At 42.0% G+C, this 20,262-nt stretch carries 18 protein-coding genes and 1 riboswitch; of the genes, 1 reads left to right on the forward strand and 17 read right to left on the reverse strand.

Going from position 1 to position 20,262, the window contains the following annotated elements; all coding sequences use genetic code 11:
- Nucleotides 1-21: 21 nt before the first annotated feature.
- A complete protein-coding gene (locus FD12_RS09175) occupies nt 22-906 on the forward strand; it encodes a YitT family protein (protein ID WP_056982778.1) in 885 nt (294 codons plus the stop codon).
- Between the two features lie 89 nt (nt 907-995).
- Here FD12_RS09175 and FD12_RS09180 read toward each other — a convergent pair whose 3' ends face one another.
- From FD12_RS09180 to dnaE, 17 genes are all read right to left on the reverse strand, one after another.
- Nucleotides 996-2,258, reverse strand: a complete 1,263-nt coding sequence (locus FD12_RS09180) for a tetratricopeptide repeat protein (RefSeq protein WP_056982779.1) — start codon at nt 2,256-2,258, stop codon at nt 996-998.
- A gap of 66 nt (nt 2,259-2,324) precedes the next feature.
- Nucleotides 2,325-2,600: an HU family DNA-binding protein gene (locus FD12_RS09185; RefSeq protein WP_054746621.1), complete on the reverse strand. Its 276-nt coding sequence runs from the start codon at nt 2,598-2,600 to the stop codon at nt 2,325-2,327.
- Between the two features lie 204 nt (nt 2,601-2,804).
- Nucleotides 2,805-4,112, reverse strand: a complete 1,308-nt coding sequence (gene der / locus FD12_RS09190; protein ID WP_054746620.1) for a ribosome biogenesis GTPase Der — start codon at nt 4,110-4,112, stop codon at nt 2,805-2,807.
- 116 nt (nt 4,113-4,228) lie between these two features.
- Entirely contained in the window at nt 4,229-5,461 is a 1,233-nt protein-coding gene (gene rpsA / locus FD12_RS09195; protein WP_054746619.1) for a 30S ribosomal protein S1, read from the reverse strand.
- A gap of 76 nt (nt 5,462-5,537) precedes the next feature.
- Nucleotides 5,538-6,221, reverse strand: coding sequence for a (d)CMP kinase (cmk, locus tag FD12_RS09200; protein WP_054746618.1), 684 nt, complete (start codon nt 6,219-6,221; stop codon nt 5,538-5,540).
- Nucleotides 6,222-6,257: 36 nt separating this feature from the next.
- Nucleotides 6,258-6,932 carry a LysM peptidoglycan-binding domain-containing protein gene (locus tag FD12_RS09205; RefSeq protein ID WP_056982782.1) on the reverse strand — a complete coding sequence of 225 codons (675 nt, stop codon included), beginning with the start codon at nt 6,930-6,932 and terminating at the stop codon, nt 6,258-6,260.
- A gap of 64 nt (nt 6,933-6,996) precedes the next feature.
- On the reverse strand, nt 6,997-8,445 hold the full coding sequence (locus FD12_RS09210; RefSeq protein WP_056982784.1) for a RecQ family ATP-dependent DNA helicase: 1,449 nt from the start codon (nt 8,443-8,445) through the stop codon (nt 6,997-6,999).
- A complete protein-coding gene (locus tag FD12_RS09215; protein ID WP_056982786.1) occupies nt 8,438-9,493 on the reverse strand; it encodes a helix-turn-helix domain-containing protein in 1,056 nt (351 codons plus the stop codon). Before FD12_RS09215 ends, FD12_RS09210 begins: the two co-directional genes overlap by 8 nt.
- Before the next feature lie 96 nt (nt 9,494-9,589).
- A complete protein-coding gene (locus FD12_RS09220; RefSeq protein ID WP_056982788.1) occupies nt 9,590-10,174 on the reverse strand; it encodes an ECF transporter S component in 585 nt (194 codons plus the stop codon).
- Between the two features lie 82 nt (nt 10,175-10,256).
- Nucleotides 10,257-10,376: riboswitch (FMN riboswitch) on the reverse strand.
- A 47-nt stretch (nt 10,377-10,423) separates the two neighbouring features.
- Nucleotides 10,424-11,149 carry a pseudouridine synthase gene (locus FD12_RS09225; protein ID WP_056982790.1) on the reverse strand — a complete coding sequence of 242 codons (726 nt, stop codon included), beginning with the start codon at nt 11,147-11,149 and terminating at the stop codon, nt 10,424-10,426.
- Entirely contained in the window at nt 11,146-11,754 is a 609-nt protein-coding gene (gene scpB, locus FD12_RS09230) for an SMC-Scp complex subunit ScpB (protein WP_054746616.1), read from the reverse strand. The genes FD12_RS09225 and scpB overlap by 4 nt, the downstream gene beginning before the upstream one ends.
- Nucleotides 11,741-12,490, reverse strand: coding sequence for a segregation and condensation protein A (locus FD12_RS09235; RefSeq protein WP_056982793.1), 750 nt, complete (start codon nt 12,488-12,490; stop codon nt 11,741-11,743). Before FD12_RS09235 ends, scpB begins: the two co-directional genes overlap by 14 nt.
- A complete protein-coding gene (locus tag FD12_RS09240) occupies nt 12,483-12,845 on the reverse strand; it encodes a hypothetical protein (protein WP_056982795.1) in 363 nt (120 codons plus the stop codon). The genes FD12_RS09235 and FD12_RS09240 overlap by 8 nt, the downstream gene beginning before the upstream one ends.
- A gap of 17 nt (nt 12,846-12,862) precedes the next feature.
- Nucleotides 12,863-13,750 (reverse strand): site-specific tyrosine recombinase XerD, encoded by an 888-nt coding sequence (gene xerD / locus FD12_RS09245; RefSeq protein WP_056982797.1) that lies wholly within the window; start codon nt 13,748-13,750, stop codon nt 12,863-12,865.
- Between the two features lie 7 nt (nt 13,751-13,757).
- On the reverse strand, nt 13,758-14,618 hold the full coding sequence (locus FD12_RS09250; protein WP_056982799.1) for a CvfB family protein: 861 nt from the start codon (nt 14,616-14,618) through the stop codon (nt 13,758-13,760).
- A gap of 164 nt (nt 14,619-14,782) precedes the next feature.
- The gene (pyk, locus tag FD12_RS09255; RefSeq protein WP_054746615.1) at nt 14,783-16,540 is read right to left on the reverse strand and encodes a pyruvate kinase; all 1,758 of its coding nucleotides are present in this window, start codon (nt 16,538-16,540) and stop codon (nt 14,783-14,785) included.
- A 234-nt stretch (nt 16,541-16,774) separates the two neighbouring features.
- Nucleotides 16,775-20,122, reverse strand: a complete 3,348-nt coding sequence (dnaE, locus tag FD12_RS09260; protein ID WP_056982801.1) for a DNA polymerase III subunit alpha — start codon at nt 20,120-20,122, stop codon at nt 16,775-16,777.
- Between the last annotated feature and the right edge of the window lie 140 nt (nt 20,123-20,262).

Raw genomic sequence — 20,262 nt, forward strand, 5'->3', positions numbered from 1 at the left:
CTATTTCTGGGAGGTAAAACGATGGCACAAAAACAAACTCATTTAAATATTTCGTTGATTGATTTGGTCGTAATCGCACTTGGAACTGCAATTTATTCGTTTGGAATTGTTTTCTTTAACATTTATAATCACCTTGCTGACGGCGGGGTAACTGGTATTACATTGATTTTGAGAGCCCTTTTCCATATTGATCCAGCGTATTCAACCATTCTGGTCAACATCCCCCTTTTTATGATTGGCTATCGTTTCCTTGGCAAAAAAGACATGTTTTACACATTGTATGGCACAATTGTGTTAGCTGTGTTCCTGTGGATCTGGCAACGAGTGCCCCTCGTGATTAATATTGATCACGACTTATTGCTGTCAGCGATCGGTGCCGGCCTATTCGGCGGTTTTGGTTGTGGAATTGTTTATCGATTTGGTGGCACGACTGGCGGTGTCGATATTGTTGCTCGCCTCTTTGAACGTTTCAAAGGAATTCAAATGGGGCAAACCCTATTAACAATTGATGTTATCGTTCTCTTGTCATCATTGATTTATTTGGACGTCCGCCAAATGGCCTACACTTTAATTTACGTCTGGATCTTTTCGGTCATCGTCAACTTTACCCAACAGGGTGCTTACACCGCCCGCGGAATTCTCATCATCAGTAATGAATCAAACGCCATTTCGACGGCCATCCAGAGCGAACTGAGCCGTGGCGTCACCTTTTTAAATGCAGAGGGCGGCTATTCGCATCATCCAAAGCAAATCATCTACTGCGTGGTATCCCCGAGTGAGCTGCATAGTCTAAAACAACTTGTGGAATCCATCGATAAAGAAGCGTTTATTTCAATTTTAAATGTCAACGAGGCCATTGGTGAAGGATTTACGTATAAGCGGCCAAAGAAGTTCAAAATACTGTAATGTGAGTACATTTCCGACCAGTTCAGTCTCGTCCAACTCAAAAAGCATCCTCCCAGAAACTCAATCAGTCTCTGTGGGGATGCTTTTAGTTATAAATCACTATCTTCGTCATACATCGACGCCATCTCCAAATCATCCGGCACCAATTCAAGATACTTCTTCAGATATTGCTTTTCTTTCTCAACATCAGCTGCTTCTCGATAGAACAAAGCCGCATGTTTCAAGAAACTTGGGTTGTCACTCAATTCATGGGCAGCAATCTCATAATTATTGGCAGCCAACTTCGTTTTACCTGCATTTTGATAAGATTGCGCCAAATTATAGGCTAAATGGGCATCAAAAACGTGATCTTCGACGACTGGCTCTAAAAGCTTCAGATTATCGCTGTAACGCTCATGGGAAATATACCAGTCGGATACTAATGTCAGGATTTCCATATCGTCAGGGGCGATTTCTCGACCTTTTAGCAAGTATTTTAATGCGAGATCATCCTCGTTAGCCATTGTGGCAATTTGGCCAGCCTTCTGCCAGATCTTTTCGTTGTACTGATCAATCGCAATTCCTTCCTGAATCGCCGTCAAGGCTTCATCCACTCGCTTCAGGTTAACAAATGAATCAGCTAGATATGGATATAAGGAGCTGTATTGGGGGTCGGAGTCACGAAGATCTTCAAATGCTTTAATTGCTTTGGTGTAATCTTTTAAATTAAAGTAAGTAAATGCTAATTCAAATTTAACATCACTGCTCATTTTGACGGGCTTAATTTGTTCCAAATAACCGACGGCCTGCTCAAACTTGCCAATTTCAGCATAAGATACTCCCAAGCGCTCAACCAAATCAACGGCCGACATTTCAAGCGTTCCTGATTTGATGAGCGTCAGATACAAATTAATCGCTTTCCGGTAGTTGCGGGTTGTAAAGTAAAATTCAGCTAACGCAAATTGAATGACCGGCTCGTCAGGAGCTAATTTTTGGGCTTCTAAGAGCTTTTGCTCACTGATCTCAAACATACCCTGGGTTTGGTAGAGATCGGCGGAGACCATCAATGAGCGTACATATTCGGGTGATTTTGGTGATACATGGGACAAATAATTCAACGCCTTGTCATCATCGTCTTTATCAATTGCCAATTCCGCCAAATTAATTTTTAAATTATCGTCATCTGGAAATTTTTTGAGTAACTTTTCATAAATAGTAGTTGAATCATCTGAAAATCCCAACGAATACAATTCCTCGGCAAGTGAATAAAGCATGTCGTCTGAATCGTTAGCCAATGCTAATTGAAATGATTTTTTGAAATCATCTAATTGACCACTTTCAAGTTGGTCAAGGGCGGTTTGTGAATAAGTCATGTCAGTCCTCCATAGGTATCAAAAAAGCCAGCCCGACATATGCCGTTCTGGCTTAACAGATGAATACTATTTAACAGCATCCTTGAGCGCCTTACCAGGTTTGAAAGCTGGTACCTTGCTTGCAGGAATTTGAATTTCTTGACCTGTTTGTGGGTTACGACCCTTACGAGCGGCACGTTGACGTACTTCGAAGTTACCGAAGCCGATCAATTGAACCTTGTCGCCTTTTGCTAAACTGCTTTGGATTGAATCAAATACGGCATCCACAGCTGCTGTAGCATCTTTTTTAGTTAAACCAGTTGCTGATGCAACATTGCTTACTAATTCTGCTTTATTTGCCATGAGTGTATTCACCTCCCTCGAAGATAGGTATGTAAAACATCACAAACTTGATTCGTTGGAATCCAGAATTGCTAAAACAATACTTTTCGTATCATTTCTTGTTCCAAGATAGCATAAGAACGCCGTCATTGCAATGTTTTATTCGAATTTAGTGCCCAAATCCGCCTAATTAAGACAATATTGTAATAATTGGGGCAAAATGCACTACTTTCGGCTTCTGGTGATGATTTTGATCGGTGTTCCACTAAAGTCAAAATTTTCTCTAATTTGGTTCTCTAAAAATCTGACATATGAAAAATGCATCAGATCCGGATTATTCACAAATACGACAAAAGTTGGTGGTCCTGCTTTGACTTGAGTGGCGTAATAAATCCGCAAACGTTTACCATTGACCGTTGGGGTGGGATGAACGGCAATAGCATCCATGATCACGTCATTCAGTGCAGATGATTGAACCCGCTTTTCATGGTTATCGTAAACGCGTTTGATCAGCAGTGGCAGCTTTTCAATTCGCTGCTTAGTCACCGCCGAAACAAAAATAATTGGAGAGTAGGCCATATACTGGAACTCGTTTCGAATCAGGGTTTCAAAATCTTGCTGGGTATGATTAGTCTTTTTCAGCGTATCCCACTTGTTTACAACGGTGATAATCGCTTTACCCGCCTCATGAGCATAACCCGCAACCTTCTTATCCTGTTCGCGAATCCCTTCCTCAGCATTCATCACAAATAAGATCACATCACTTTGGTCGATTGCTTTCATAGCCCGCATCACACTGTAACGTTCAGTGTTTTCATAGACCTTTCCACGCTTTCGAATTCCAGCTGTGTCCACCATTGTGAACTTAATCCCATCAGCTTCAAACCGGGTGTCAATTGCATCCCGGGTCGTTCCGGCAATATCTGAAACAATGACCCGATCTTCACCAAGAATCGCGTTGACCAGCGATGACTTGCCCACATTAGGCCGACCAATGATACTGAAACGAATATCATCATTGGGAGCCGTCTCATCGGTTTTAGGGAACTTCTCAACAACTTTATCAAGCAGATCGCCAAGACCTAATCCATGAACCCCAGAAATTGGCATTGGGTCGCCAAATCCAAGAGAATAGAAGTCATAAATATCTTCTCGACCTTCCGGATTATCGACTTTGTTAACAGCTAACACAACTGGTTTATCACTTCGATAAAGAATCTTGGCGACTTGCTCATCATCAGCAGTCAACCCTTCTTTACCACTGACGATAAAAACGATTACGTCGGCTTCATCAATTGCAATTTCAGCTTGATTCTTAATCTGGGTACTGAAAGGAGCGTCACTGATTTCAATACCACCAGTATCAATCATCGCAAACTTGGTTGTTAACCATTCTCCATGTGAATAGATTCTGTCACGAGTAACCCCAGGGGTATCTTCAACAATTGAAATTCGATCTCCCGCGATTCGGTTAAAAATTGTTGATTTCCCAACGTTTGGACGACCGATAAATGCGACTGTTGGCATTGCCATAAAATAACCTCCTTCTTTTCACTCATTCATAAGAAAAGTGGCTGAGACAAAACTTGGTTTTGTCACCATCCACTTTGTTGTTCCCGTTTATCTAACTTGGGTTAATTGATACATGATTACTTATCTTCATGCTTCTTAAGTTCATCACCAATAATATCACCCAGAGTAAATCCAGTTTCTTCTTCAGGGGCATTATTGTTGTTAGAACTTTGACGAGGCTTATGTGATGAACGCTTAGGTGCTGATTCTTTCTTTGGCTTGTCTTCTTCAGGAGCATCAGTCAAAGCCTTGATTGAAAGAGCTAAACGTTTTCTTTCTGGATCGACATCCAAGACTTTAACTTGAATTGTTTCACCAACTTTTAAGACATCACCAGGAGTGGCAATATGTTCATGAGAAATTTGTGAAATATGAACCAAGCCTTCAACGCCAGGGAATACTTCCACAAAGGCACCAAAATCAACTAAACGCTTAACAGTTCCTTCAAGGACACTGCCAACCGGTGCTTTTTCTTCGATTCCGTCCCAAGGTTCTGGAAGAGTTTGTTTAATTGAAAGTGAAATTCGATTACGGTCAAAGTCAACTGACAATACCTTAACTTTAACCTTTTGGCCAACTTTAAGAACATCTGATGGCTTTTCAACCCGTTCGTAAGCGATTTGAGAAACATGAACCAATCCGTCCATGCCACCAAGATCCACAAAGGCACCAAAACTTGTCAAACGAGCAACCGTTCCTTCAACAATGTCACCTTCATGAAGAGTTTCCATTAATTTTTCACGTTCTTGGGCCTTTTCTGTTTGAACAATTGCCTTATGTGAAAGAATCAAACGGTTTTCAACTGGATCAATTTCAATAATCTTCAATTCAAGTTCTTGACCCTTGAATTGATTCAAGTTATCAACAAAATGATCTGAAATCATTGAAGCTGGAATAAAGCCACGAACACCAGCATCAACAACTAAGCCGCCCTTAACAGCTTGGGAAACTTTCGCAGTGATTGTTTCATCATTCTTTGACTTTTCAGCCAATTCATCCCAAACTTTACGAGTTTCAATCTGACGTGATGAAAGGACAAAACTACCGCCCTCTTTGTCACTACCAATTCTAGAAGTAACAATTAACTTTAACTTGTCACCCTGTTTGATATCCTCAAACTTTTGGTTGGCACCTAATTCACGTTCAGGAACAACGCCTTCAACACCGGAACCTTCAATACCAACAATTAATTGACGATTATCATCAGTGGCTAAAACTTCACCAGTGACAACATCGCCCACTTTTACTTCATTAACGCTATTTAAAGCGTTTAATAAATCATTTTTATCGTTATTTGCATTTTCACTCATCAAACAATTCCTCCTTGAAACAACTCTATTCATAATTTTATCTTAAATTCACTAAGATTACCAGTTAATTGAACAATTAGTTCGCATTCAATTTTTGGTTGATCACTTTTGCGATCTCAGAAACCACCTGTTGAATAGAAAGTGAAGTGGTGTCAATTTCGACCGCATCCTTAGCCTTAGTAAGCGGAGAGATCTTTCGATGAGAATCTTTATAGTCCCTGGCTTCAATTTCCAGCTGTAATTCATCAAGTGGCGTATTAATGCCTTTTTGAATATTTTCTTTGTATCGCCGTTGGGCCCGTTCTGCAACACTTGCAATCAAGAAGATTTTGACCTCAGCCTTGGGTAAAACAGCGGTTCCAATATCGCGGCCATCCATGACAATCCCACCGTCTTTGGCAATTGACTGCTGCTGAGCACTTAGTTCTTGTCGAACTTCACCAATTGCAGCAACTGCTGAAACCGAATTGGTCACATCCTCTTGGCGGATGGCTTCAGTGATTTCTTGACCATCAATAAAAACCTTTTGCCCGCCTTGATCGGGAGCAAAAGTAATTGAAGTTGTCTTGGCAATTTTAGAAATTTCAGAATCATTATCCAAGGAAATTCCTGCTCGAATTGCTTTCAGGGTGATTGCCCGATACATTGCACCAGTATCACAGTAGATATAGCCAAATTGTTTGGCAACTAATTTGGCAACCGTGCTTTTACCCGCGGACGCGGGACCATCAATCGCAACTTGTAATCCATTTTTATGCATTTTAACATTCCTTACCTGACAATATTTTAGTAAACTTTATCGAACTCGTAACTGCTGACCGGGATGAATTGATGACGTTGTGCTCAATCCATTTAACCGCATCAGTTCTGCTAAACTGATGCCGTGGTTAACGGCCACCCGATAAAGGCCTTGGCCTGGCTCAACAGTCGCATACCGACTTCCTGAGACCGATTTCTGTGTCGCTGTTGTCCTCTTAGCAGCTGAAGTGCCCGCAGGCTTTTGAGCAGTTGATTCGCTAGAGGCTGCTGTGATACTTGAACTAGTGGATGCCTTGGCTTTAGTTGTTGGAGACGATTCGGCAGCACTCGCTCGTCTCTGTTCGCGTTTTGAGCGCTCGGCAGTTTTGGCCTTATTAACTGAAGACTGCTTTGCGTTCTCTTTTTTCACATCAGAGTGAGCTGAAGATGATTTTTTTTTTGCATTATCTTGTCTGACAACTCTAACTGACGAAGCAGACTTACTGGAATCAGCCTGTCCCATTGCACTTTGGCGAATCAATCCATAAGCTAAGGCGACCAGCGCAACAATAATAATTAACGCCGCAAGGATGATCGTAATCAAATGATGATTCTGGCTTTCTTTTCGTAGTTTCACTCGAGATAAATTGCCGTTTTCATCACGATCCTCAGAAAATGTTTGATTCCACGGTTGGTCATCCGCCGATTTTTTTTGTGGGTCATTCGTATTCATATTAACCCCTCCCTCATATGGATATAGACATTTTCATTTTATCATTATTTTCGGTAAAGTTTTCTTAATTTTTTAATAAAAACAATTTATCAATGATTTGGCGCCAATCCGTCGATTGAACGCCTTGATCAGTTTCTGAAGGTTTCAAATATTGCTGATTGAACTGCCGCCAATTTCCCCAAAAATCGGTATGAAAATCACAGCAAAATTCTGGATCGACATGCTCAGCCGTTTCATCGAAATGTTGAAGCAGTAGCTTCCGACGACAGCCCGTCGTATAAATATACTGAATTAACGCATTCAACTCGCCGATCCGCCGAGATTTAGCCTGATCAAAAATAGCCAACGTTTGATCCACGGTTTTGCCAATATCGTAATAATACTTAATCACTCGAAAAGCATCATTGTTCTGGAGCTGGTCAGGATGCTGGTAAAAGTATCGAAGAAGCTGTTCTTCAGGAATCGTGTTAGCAATCAGGTTCTGTTGGAGATATTGATCGTTGGGCTCGTAAAGCAAAATTGCGAGGCTGGGCTGCTGATCTCGTCCACAACGACCAATTTCTTGAACATAACTCTGAATATTATCCGGAAGGTGGTAATGAATCACGTAACGGACATTTTCTTTGTCAATTCCCATTCCAAAGGCACTGGTCGCACAAACGATATCAATATCGCCATTCATAAATTGCTGCTGAATCAAAAAGCGACGCTGATTGTCCATCCCCCCATGATAGGCCATCACCCGTTTATCGGTCTTTTGGCTTAACATCGCGGCAATCTGCTCAGTCTGCTTTTTACTGGAAAAATAAATAATGCCGGCGCCATTTAACTCTTTGACAAGTGTTTCCAACTGTTCATTTTTCTCTGGTTGATTTGCACAAATTTTAGCGCTCAAGAAAATGTTTGAACGGTTGGTCGGCAATACCAATTGCTTGACGTCTGTGGCCGTAAAGCCCATCCGGTTTAAAATATCATCCCTGGTTCGTTGAGTGGCCGTTGCGGTCATCATCAACGTGAGTGGATTTTCAAGCTGATGTCGGATTTTGCCAAGCCGCAGATAATCAGGCCGAAAGTCAGGGCCCCATTCAGAAATACAATGTGCTTCATCAATGACAAACAAGCCAATAGACTGTCTCGCAATCATTTCAAAAATATTGCGATTACTTAGCATTTCAGGCGACACGTAAATGTACTGATAATGATTGAGATTGCGTAAAATTGCTGCCCGCTCCTGAAAATCCATAGCCGAAGTAATGGCAACCACGCGTTTTGACCCTAAATACTGCAATCTGCTGACCTGATCTTGCATGAGGGAAATTAAGGGAGAAACAATGATAACCCGCTGATGGGTAATGGCCCCATATAATTGATATAACAGAGTTTTACCGCCACCAGTTGGTAAAATGGCCAAGGTGTCTCGACCGGCAAACAGATTTTCCAACACTTCTCTTTGCCCAGGCCGAAAGGAGTCAAAGCCCGAATAACGATGCAATTCAGCGGTTAAGTCAATCATTGTCACCCTTCTTTCGTTCAGAAATTTGAAAAAGTCGAAATTCAAAAAATTGTAAATCAGTTATCTGAGCCTTAGCAGCTTTAAATTGCCACTCACCAACATTTACCGGGGCAGCTTGCCGTAAGTTAGTAAGGGTCGGTTCGTGGAGCAATCGTTGATACGGAAATTGGTCGAGCGGCAGCTCAATCGCCGCTTCAATCAGATGCTCATAAACAGTTGTCAACTTAATTTTACGCAGCTGGGCAATTGTGGCTGGATCCGGTTGTCGGGCAGAAACGAATAAATCAAAGGTTTGCTTGGCACTCCCTGACATCAGAGGTTTGATGAGACCTGTCAATAGTAATTGCAAAGGCGTTTCCGGATCTTTTTTTAACCGTAAAAATAATCGAGAATATAATTTTAACCAATTCAGCTGAATAATCGTCGGTTCTAAATCCGTTTGAACTGCCAGCTGATCTTCCGTTAGCCCAGAAAAGCCGTGACCTGTCAAACTGGCCGCAAAGATGTCTGCAAGTTGATCGTTTTCCAAACCACTCAAAAATTGCTGAAGCAGTTGGTGAAAATAACCAGACAAATTTCGCTGCTTATTTTGAATAAACCAGCGTTTAATTAATTGATCGTCAAAGAAACCAATTGTTTGTGGATAGTACCGATTGTTCGAATAACTATACTCCGAAACTACCTGAACAGCAAAGATAAACCGGCGCGAAAACCGTACAATGTCATATTGAGCAACCGTCGCCAGCTCATTCAAGGGCGTTATTGACGCCTGAAGTTTCTTTTGCTGATCAACCCCTCGACTGCTCAGCCGATACAGTAATCCATCACTCACTGTGGCCAAGCCGGCTTTGTTCAAGGTATCAACGGCTGCCTGTTCATCACCTAAATCGAAATCATGAAGGGCCCCAAAATAAGGTAAGAGCCCATATTCCAACCCCCAATAAAGATTGGAAACCGTTCGCCTACCATCTAGAATGTTCTTGATTGCTTTAGCTCTGCGATCTTGATTGGCATCGCCAAAGATTAAATACAGTGTTGAAAGATCCATATTTTCTCCTAAAAAATAAGCCGAACCAAAACGAATCGTTTTGAAACAGCTCATTATTAATCTTATATCTATTATATACGATGTTCGTCGAGAAAATTATTTAATCTTTAACCTTGGCAGGAATTTATCTTTAATCGCATAGAACAAACCACCAACGACAACTCCTTTGATCAAGTTAAACGGTACGACCCCAGCCATAATGATTGTGGTTAACGGTAAACTGAGTTTTAGCCCAATCACGCTCATATACAGTGGAATCACAGCACTCCAATTAAGCGCAGACATGATAATTGCCAAACTGACTGCCATTGTGATAATGACCAACAGTGCTTTTTTGAAACCTTTCATTCCGGAAAGCACCCGATTAGCCAGGTAAAATGCCCAAATCAAGACCAGCGATGAGATAAATGAGGAACCCACACCAATCAATCCTGGTACCGATGCACCAGTGGTCACCCAATACAGAATTGATTTCAATCCGGCGATGGTCATGCCGCCAACGGGCCCAAATAAAACCGTCCCAATCAAGATCGGCATGTCGCTAAAATCAATCTTCATGTACGGCACAATCGGAATGATTGGAAACGAAATAAACATTAGTACATATGAGCAGCCAGCTAACACTGACATCTCAACCAAACGGGTCGTCAGTACCTGACGATTGTTGCCACTATTTTCCATTGAAAAAACCTCTTCCCAATGGTCAATCTTCAAAAATAATACCCCAACATAGAATATGTCAGGGTATTATTAATAGCATAGAATTAATCTTCTGCATACCAGACTTTACTGTCGGTACTGGGATCACACCAGTTCAACGTGATAAATCACGGTCGCGGACTATACCGCCGGTCGGGAATTGCACCCTGCCCTGAAGATAAACCAAATTATTTAATTTCAACTACAAATATATCAGAAACTTACAATTTGTCAACGCTTTGTGTTGTCAGACAACTCTTTTAGTTCTTCAACTTCATGGGGCTTGAGCCGCCGGTATTCACCGGCTTGGAGCCCATGCAAATCTAAGAAGCCATATGTTTCTCGACTAAGCTTTTCAACTGGATGGCCAATCTTTTCGAACATGTTCTTAACTTGGTGGTTGCGACCTTCATGAATCGTTAATGATACAATTGATGATTCTTTGTTCGTTCGAATTAACTTGGTCTTAGCCTTGGCAGTCTTTCGATGATCGATTACGACACCGGTTCTCAATTGCTTCAAATCATCATTGGTTACAATTCCCTTAACCTTGGCAACGTAAGTCTTCTCAACTTCATACTTGGGATGCGTAAGCTTATTGTCAAGATCACCATCATTTGTTAAGAGTAACAATCCAGATGTGTCGTAATCCAAACGGCCGACAGGATAAATCCGCTCTGGGACTTCCTTGAGGATATCCACAACTGTTTTTCGATGCTTATCATCGGTTACCGCGGTAATCACACCACGTGGTTTATACAGCAAATAATAGACAAGCGTTTCTTTTGAAATCGGAACTTCATCAACTTTAACTTCATCAGCTGAGGTCACTTTAGTCCCAAGTTCGGTCACAACTTCCCCGTTAACCTTGACATGTCCTGATGTAATCAGCGTCTCCGCTTTTCGTCTTGAAGCAATTCCCGCATGGGCAATCACTTTTTGTAATCGTTCACTCATTTGTTCACCTCCTGATCATCCTGATCATGATGATCAATTTCCTTATTAAATCGTGTTAGTAGCGCGTCACTGGTATTTTCATCCAAGCTTTCATCCTTAGGTAATTCTGGCAGGTCATCCAATGATTTGAGGCCAAAATAATCCAAGCCAAAATTAGTGACCCCATACTGTTTAGGATTGCCGACTTCTTGTTTGACGCCTGTGACTTCAATCAGATCTTGGTTCAACAATCGATGAATAATTGCCGAACTATTAACTCCCCGAATCTGATCAATTTCAATTCTGGTAACTGGTTGATTATACATGATAATCGCAACCGTTTCTAATGCAGCCTGGGAAAGGACTCGCGGCTTGGCATCATTAACGTAATCCTCAACCAGGCTTGCCAGCGCTTCCTTAGTGCCCAGACGGTAGACGTCATTGCTGATAAATACTTTCAAGCCACAATCACCATCATTTATAAATTGTTCAGCGATCCGTTCGACCAGTTGGCGACAAGCAGCGACGGTCAGGGCCGTTCGCTGTGACATCTGCCGCAACGTGATTCCCTGATCACCAGAAGCGTACAGCAGTGCTTCGACTTTTGCTAAATTACTCACTGTCATATGCGGGTCCCCTTCTAATTTGGATTGACTTGTCAGGACTATCCTGCCTTAAAATCACTTCGTTGTACTTGGCCATTTCCAGGATTGCCAAGAAGTCAGTGACCACTTCTTCAGTTTTATGGGTGTGACTGACCAGCTTATCGAACGAAATATGGGAAGTTGATCGCCTCAATAACTTCCGAACCAACTTTGTTTGACTTTCAATTGTAAATTCCCACTCATGAATCACCGTGGACATTGGCTGATTATAATGAAAATTCTTCAAAGCATCAACGTAACTCGCCATCAAATCTAATGAATTAAAAGGTGACGGAACCATCAACTCTTCTTTCGATGGAGCAGCCACCATTTCTGATCGCGTAAAACTGCAACGGCGCTTGGCTTCAAGCTGCTTTAATTTGGAAGAAACCGCCTTATAGCGTTTGTAATTCAATAGCTGAGCAACCAACTCAGCTCGCGGATCGTCAGTCTCCTGGTCGGGATCAGCCACATTTTCGGTTGGCAGCAGCATTTTTGATTTAATCACCATTAATTTGGCGGCCATCACAAAATACTCACCAATAATTTCCAAGTTCAACTTTTGAGCATCATAGATGTAATCCATGTATTGCTCGGTGATTTTGGAAATCTGGATATCATAAATATCCATCTTTGATTGCTGAATCAAGTGCAACAGGACTTCTAATGGCCCATCAAAATCATTTAAATGTAATTGGGGTTGTGTGGTTTCAAGCATGAGGCTTTGACTTCTCCCATTTAGCGCAGATCTCTCGGTTATCAAATCCACTAATAATCGTGTCGTCAGGATAGAGGGCTTGCAGTTCGTCTAAAAGTTGATTGTAGTTTTGCTGATCAACACTTTGAGGCGTTAAAACCAATCGATGAATTAATAATTGTTTGCCTCGCAATTCAATGCCAACCAGTCCTGACCAATTATTGTTTTGATCCCGCCAGAGGTAAATCATGCGATTATCACTGCCAGCGTACCAATTCATTTCTTGAGTGACGAGATCCATATTCTGAAGTTCGGATACGAGGGAAAAAAGACCCATTGTGATTTTTTCGTAATCTTTACGATATTGATATAACATGCTATTACCTCGTTCAATTAAGCTCTGGGATGAAATTTATCGTACACTTCTTTCAAATGTCTGTGAGAAATATGCGTATAAATTTGGGTAGTTGAAATATCCGAGTGGCCCAATAATTCTTGAACAATTCTCAGATCGGCACCATTTTCAAGTAGATGGGTCGCAAAAGAGTGCCGGAGGGTGTGCGGCGTGACGTGTGTTTTAATCCCAGCTTGGGCCACATACTTCTTGATCATTTGCCAAATTGCTTGGCGGGTCAATTGCCGACCATGAGCATTCAAAAAAACATAGTCGGTATTGGTCCGGTTCTTCAATAATGCAAGTCGGGTCGTTTTCAAATAACGGTTTAGCCAATCTAAAGCAACATCACTAATGGGAATAATCCGTTCGCGGTCGCCCTTACCAATCGTTTGTAACAAATTCATCGAGAGGTGCAAATCAACCAATTTAAGGTTAATTAATTCACTGACCCGTAACCCGGTCGCATAAAGCGTCTCTAGGATTGCTCGGTCGCGCACTCCCAGCTTCTTGCCGGTATCAGGAGTGGCCAACAGAAGATCTACCTGCTGCTCTGTCAGGACATCCGGTAAACCCTGGGCTTTTTTAGGAGAATCAACTTTGAGCATCGGATCCTCTTTGACAATCCCAAATTGAACCAGATACTGAAAAAAGCGTCTCAAGCTGGAAACTGTTCGAATGACAGTATTGCGAGCTTTATTGTCGTTTTGGAGGGTTTGTAAATAATCCAAAATCAAAAATTGATCAACTTCGCTGAACTTTGAAACAGTTTTTTTAAAGTAATGAACAGCTTCCAATAGATCTTGACGGTAGCTGGTTAGTGTATTTTCAGACAAACCACGCTCAACCCGCAAATAATGCAAATAGTCCTCGACTTGGTCAATCATGTTATCCCTACTTCTTTAACTTGATATAGCCATCCTCTTGTTCGATTAACTGTCCTTTTAATAAGTGACCCAAGGCCCGTTTAAATGCCCCCTTGCTGATTCCGAAATAATCTTTAATTGAATCTGGGGTACTTTTATCGCTGAAAGGCAATTGTTTATCATCAGTATGGTTAATAGCTGCCAAAATCATCTGGGCATCTTCACCAATTTCTTGGTACGCCCTTGGCTTGGTCGAAATATTAATTGAACCATCCCGCAAGGTCCCGATTACCCGACCACTCACTTCTTCGCCGAGACGAGGCTCGATTTGCCGTTCATCAGGATGCAAAAATGCCAGGTGATAATCTTCAGTCAATAAGCGGGTGCCAGACATTTTTAGCCGGTAAACACGCGCTTTCAAATTCTTATTCTTGATGTCGCCAGTAACTGGGCGAGAAATCGCTGCAAAAATTTCTTCGTCGGCTAAGTGGCCCCAGATCCGATTCTTGTTGTCAACGGTCAGACATATCAACAACTGATCACCGGATTGTGGCCAAAGTGACCGAATGGTTGGCAATTCATCAATTGACACAACAACATCCTTGTTAGGCAGACCAATATCAACAAAAACACCAAGCCCGAATTTCTCCTTAACCACAGTTGCAAAGCCATAGTGATCTCGTCGAATCTTGGGGATGTTCCGCGTGATTTGCATCTTATGTTGTTCATTTTCGTAGGTGAAGCCGGTAAAGCTGGCCCCGATTTTTAAGGGCTTGTTAACTTCCGTCTTGTCCAAGAGAAAGGTTTCCCCTTCAATTTGAACATAGTAGTCTTTCTCATTTTCATCAATGACTTTACCGGTCACAACTTGCGCAATTATATTATTCATGGTTATCTCCGATCTAAAACTTCATGATCTTATTTTACACGTTTTAACGGTAAATATCGAACTGATTCATAAAGTCAAAAGAGGATGGCAGCAAAACAATTTGTTTTGTTCCATCCTCCATTTTTATTCATTTAAATAACTAATTGAGTTAATCTGGAACCTCATTAGATTGAGCTTGATGCGCCATGGTAGATAACCCCACGATGTGAATCAACAGTAATTAATTCACCATCAGAGATCTTAGTGGTTGCATTTTGGGCACCAACGACAACTGGAATTCCCATTGAAATACCGACAACAGCTGCGTGTGAAGTCAAACCACCGTTTTCAACAACAACGGCGCTTGCCTTTTCGATAGCTGGTAAGTATTCTTTGTCAGTTGACTTCGTAACTAAAATGCTACCTTCAGTAACTTTGCTCTTAGCGTCTGCTGCGTTCTTTGCGATCACAGCCTTACCAATAACGGTCTTGTCACCAACACCTTGGCCTTGAACCAGCTTTGAGCCGATCAATTGAACTCTCATCAAGTTAGTCGTTCCACTTTCACCAACTGGAACTCCGGCAGTGACGATGATCAAGTCGCCTTCCTTGGCCAAACCAGTTTCAAGAGCTTTCTTTGAAGCTAATTCAAAGATTTCATCAGTGCTCTTAACTTCATCAACTAAGATTGGGTGAACACCCCAGTTGATCATCAAGCCACGACGAGTTCGTTCGTCAAATGTAATGGCAAGGATGTCAGCATCTGGATGATACTTGGAAATCATCTTAGCAGTGTAGCCTGAACGGGTAGCAGCAACAATTGTATGAACACCCAATTCTTTGGCAACTCGAGCAACTGATTCACCAATTGATTCAGTTACATCACTTGAGTCAAACTTAGGACGTGGGGTACCGAATTCGCTAAATGCATTTTCAGCCTTAACGTCGATCCGAGCCATTGTTTGAACTGATTGAACAGGGTAATCACCGTTTGCACTTTCACCTGAAAGCATAGTTGCATCAGTACCGTCAAAGACAGCGTTGGCAACATCAGATGCTTCGGCACGAGTTGGACGAGGATTTTCTTGCATTGAATCAAGCATTTGGGTAGCCGTAATAACTGGCTTGCCTAATTGGTTACAACGCTTGATCAAAGTCTTTTGTACCAACGGAACATTTTCTGCTGGAATTTCAACACCCATATCACCACGGGCAACCATCAAACCATCAGATACCTTGATGATATCTTCAAAGTTGTTGATACCTTCTTGTGATTCGATCTTTGGGAAGATTTGAACGTGTTCCATGTGTTTTTCTTCGAGTAAAGCACGGATATCCAAGACATCTTGGGCTTTACGAACAAATGAAGCAGAAATGAAGTCAATTTCATGTTCCAAACCAAAGCGGATGTCATCTGAATCTTTTTCAGTGATACCAGGCAAGTTGATTGAAACACCAGGTGCATTAACACCCTTACGTGAGCCAAGAACGCTATCGTTTTGAACTGTTACAAGCAATTCTTTGTTAGCGTCATCTTTTTCGTCAATTACAGTGTCCAACAAACCATCATCAAAAAGAACGTGGCCGCCGACATGAACATCATCGAAAAGTCCTGGGTAAGTAACAGCGATCTTGTCCTTTGTCCCCTCAAGACTGTCATCCATTGAAATTCTGAACTTATCGCCAGTGTGATATTCGATCTTACCGTCCTTTTGAACAGTGGTCCGAATTTCAGCACCTTTAGTATCAAGCATAATTCCAACAGTTTTACCAGTCTTCTTTTCAGCTTCGTGAACCTTGTTCATACGATCAAGATGTTCAGGGTGGTCACCATGTGAAAAGTTAAATCGGAATACATTAGCGCCAGCTTCAATAAGCTTGGTAATGGTTTCGACATCAGTACTTGCTGGTCCTAATGTACTTACGATCTTAGTTTTCTTCATAAGTAAAATCTCTCCTTCGGTTTTTGGGCACCAAACACTTTACCGCAACGTTAATAAAACGTTACGAACAAACTATCGGTATCCTTTTAGATTTCATTCGTATTTTATCACTTTTTAGCCGGGTTGTCGCCCACATTTTGCCGTTCTAACCCTGTTTTGAAAGTCTTTTACAAGCAGGAAAGTTAGCATAACGGAAATGTAAGCCTTTACCAAGTTGATGCGTTATTTTGAAAATTACTTATATACAACATTCTTTTGACCAAAGATTGTGATTAACTTATTTTTTACTTGGTCCCCCGATTGGAGATCAAACTGATTGTCAAGTTTCCAAGTCCGTTTGGTTTCAGCCTCGTAAACGACCACTGAATTTGATCCGTGGGCAGTGGTTGCTAATTGGGTCAAATTGTGAAAAATTGTATTTTTATCATGATCCTGGTCAATTCTGAGGTACCACTGAGGTTGGGTCGCGGAATGACCCAGGCGACGCATTGCATTGTCAGCTGGTTCAATGCGATTAGCCACGATTTGAATATCAGTTGTTTTCTCGACTTTTCCTTGGACCAAAATCACCATATCTTTGTGAAGCCAAGACTGAGTCTGACTGAAAATGTTTGGAAAAACCGTCACGGAAGTCTCCCCGACTTGGTCATTACCATCCACGAATGCCATTTGTTTGCCAGTTTTTGTTCGGATAACCTTAACCTTAGTGACGTATAAGATTATGAAAATATTATTCATTCCAACACTCAGCTGATTAGTCGCCTTAGCTTGCAACTCATTCGCTAATTCAGTAAAGCGTTCGGTCGGATGCCCCGACAAATAGGCCCCCAAATATTGATTCTCCTTGGCCAATTTTTCCATCAAAGGCAGTTCGGGCTTTTTTGGCATTTTTGGCTCAAGGGCCTTAAAAAGACTCATGGAATTGCCGCTGAGCTCAACCGAACTAATAAATTCAGGTGCCGCGGCAATCAGTTCCGACCGATTAAATGAAAAAGTATCCAATGCGCCTGAATAGATGAGCGCATTAATTAATTCCGGCTTACGATATTTGCCTGGCAGCCGAGTTAAAAAATCCGGAAAATTTTTAAAGGCACCATTTTGCTGACGGTCGTTCAACATATCCTGAACCATGTCATGGCGAACCCCCTTAATGGATTCCAGGCCAAAAACAATTTCACCAGCTTGGAAAGAAAATGCTGCCAAACTTTGATTAATATTAGGAGCGCTAACGCCGACCTTCATGGCTTTTGCATCGAGCAAATATTCCTTAATCTTAACCGGGTTCCCCTGAACGGAATTGAGCAGTGCAACATGAAATTCCCCTGGATAATAAACTTTTAGATAAGCTAGTTCGTAAGCCATTTTACTGTAGGCAACGGCGTGTGACTTGTTAAAACCATAATTGGCAAACTTCTCAATGTAATCAAAAACTTTGTTGGCAACGGCTTCGGGATGCCCCCGCTTTTTGGCGCCAGAGAGGAAAAGTGATTTCATTTGTTCCATTACGTTCAGCTTTTTCTTGCTCATTGCCCGCCGTAAAATGTCAGCTTGCCCAAGTGAAAATCCAGCTAATTTGGAGGCAACTAACATGACCTGTTCCTGATAAACAATCACGCCATAGGTCGGTTTTAAAATATCAATCAACGAATCATCAGGATAGGTCAGTCCCTCATGCCCGTTCTTACGTTTGACCACTTCATCAATGTTTTGCATGGGTCCCGGTCGATATAAAGCATTGACCAGCGCCACATCTTCAAAGCATTCCGGCTTTAGGCGTCGGAGCACATTTCGAATACCTGCCGACTCAAACTGAAAAATCCCGGTCGTGTCACCACGAGCGAATAAATCGATCGTTTTAGGATCATCAAGTGGAATAGCTGAAATATCCAAATCCGTTCCGGTAACCTGCTTGACCTCGTTAAGGGCGTCAGCCAAAATTGATAAATTGCGCAATCCCAGAAAGTCAATTTTCAACAACCCCACCGATTCAACATAGTTTTTAGAATATTGGGTCATCAACAGGCCGTCATTACCATCTTGAAGCGGCACCAAGTTGACCAAGGGATTATCACTTAACACCAAACCGGCTGCGTGAGTTGAATAATGCCGTGGCAGGCCTTCCAGTAAGGCGGCAGTGTCAAACAAAGCTTGATTCAATGGGCTGTCAGCGATCAGATTCTTTAGTTTCTGTGAGTTATTCAGCGCGTCCTTCAATGACACGTGAAAAGCCGCTGGAATTGCTTTACTCCATTGGTCTTGCTGGGTAGTATTCAACCCGAACACCCGACCAACATCCCGAATAGATTGCTTGGCGGCCAACGTTCCAAATGTAATAATTTGGGCAACCCGCTCATGTCCGTAACGCCTGTGAACGTACTGAATAACTTCATCACGCTTGTTGTCGGGAATATCCAGATCGATATCGGGCATCTGCACCCGCTCGGGATTTAAGAAACGCTCAAACAGTAGATTGTACTTAATTGGGTCAACGTCCGTAATAAACAACACGTAGGCCACTAATGACCCCGCAGCAGAACCTCGGCCGGGACCAGTAATAATATGAGTTTTGTGGGCAAAATTGATTACATCCCAAACAATCAGAAAATAATTGTCAAACCCCATTGAGTGAATAACGCCAAGTTCGCGATTTAAGCGGTCGATGTATGGCTGGCTGTCGGTGATTTGATTGCGCTTCAGCCGAAATTTTAATCCTTTTTCGCACAATTGCCGTAAATATTGGCCAGAGTCAATGCCATTTGGCGTATCAAACGCTGGCAACTTTGGTTGTTGCTTTTTGATTTCAACCTGACAGTTATCAACGAGGGCTTCAGCTTCTTTGACAGCCGCCTGCAAATGGATCTGCTGATATTCTGCGTCCATTTGCTCAGCGGGCCGTAACCAATATGGTCCGACTTGTTGGCTGAGTTGAGCAACGTTACTGATCTTAGTCCCAGCTCCAATAGCCTTTAAGACCTGCATTGGGAAATAATCGGTCGCATTGATATAATCCACCGGACTGTCGGCAATCAAAGCAACTTGGTTGTCGGCAGCTAATTTACTGAGCATATCAATCATGCTGTCAGAAGCATGATAATCAATCCCAATTTTAAGCGAATGATCGTCCAGTCCCAGTTGCCCGATTGAATGAAGCAAGGCCGAAATTTCCGCTTGTCTCCCCTGAAGCAATAAATCGTTGACTTCAGCAAGCGGCGGCAAGATGATAAACAAATGGCTTAGGTTGGCTGATAAATCCGCCATGGTTAAATCTGGATTGGTCCTTCTTAGTGTTGAAAGTTGCATGAGATTGGCATACCCAACCTGATCTTTTGCAATCAAAACAATTGGATAATCTTTTTCGTTCAGGATAACGCCGGGAAGTTGTAGTGTCAGGCCGATAATTGGCTTGATATTTGCCTTCAAACAGGCATCATAAAAAGCAACCGAACCGTACATCACATTGATGTCGGTGAGAGCTAGGGCCTTATATCCGCGTTCTTTGGCTTCGGTAATCAGTTCAGAAATTCGAATTGGACTTTGAAGCAAACTATATGAACTGATGACTTGTAATGGCACATAACTCACTTTATTACCCCACTTTCTATGTGAAATTATACCAAACTTAACCGGTTAAGTTGTGATTCTTCCAGAAAAGTCTTAGTGATTTTTACCAAGGATTGTGCTAAAATACTTTTGATTGTTAATGTAGAGAGGTGGCTGTTGTC

Origin of the sequence: Lentilactobacillus rapi DSM 19907 = JCM 15042 (genome assembly GCF_001436255.1) — a bacterium.
GTDB lineage: Bacteria > Bacillota > Bacilli > Lactobacillales > Lactobacillaceae > Lentilactobacillus > Lentilactobacillus rapi.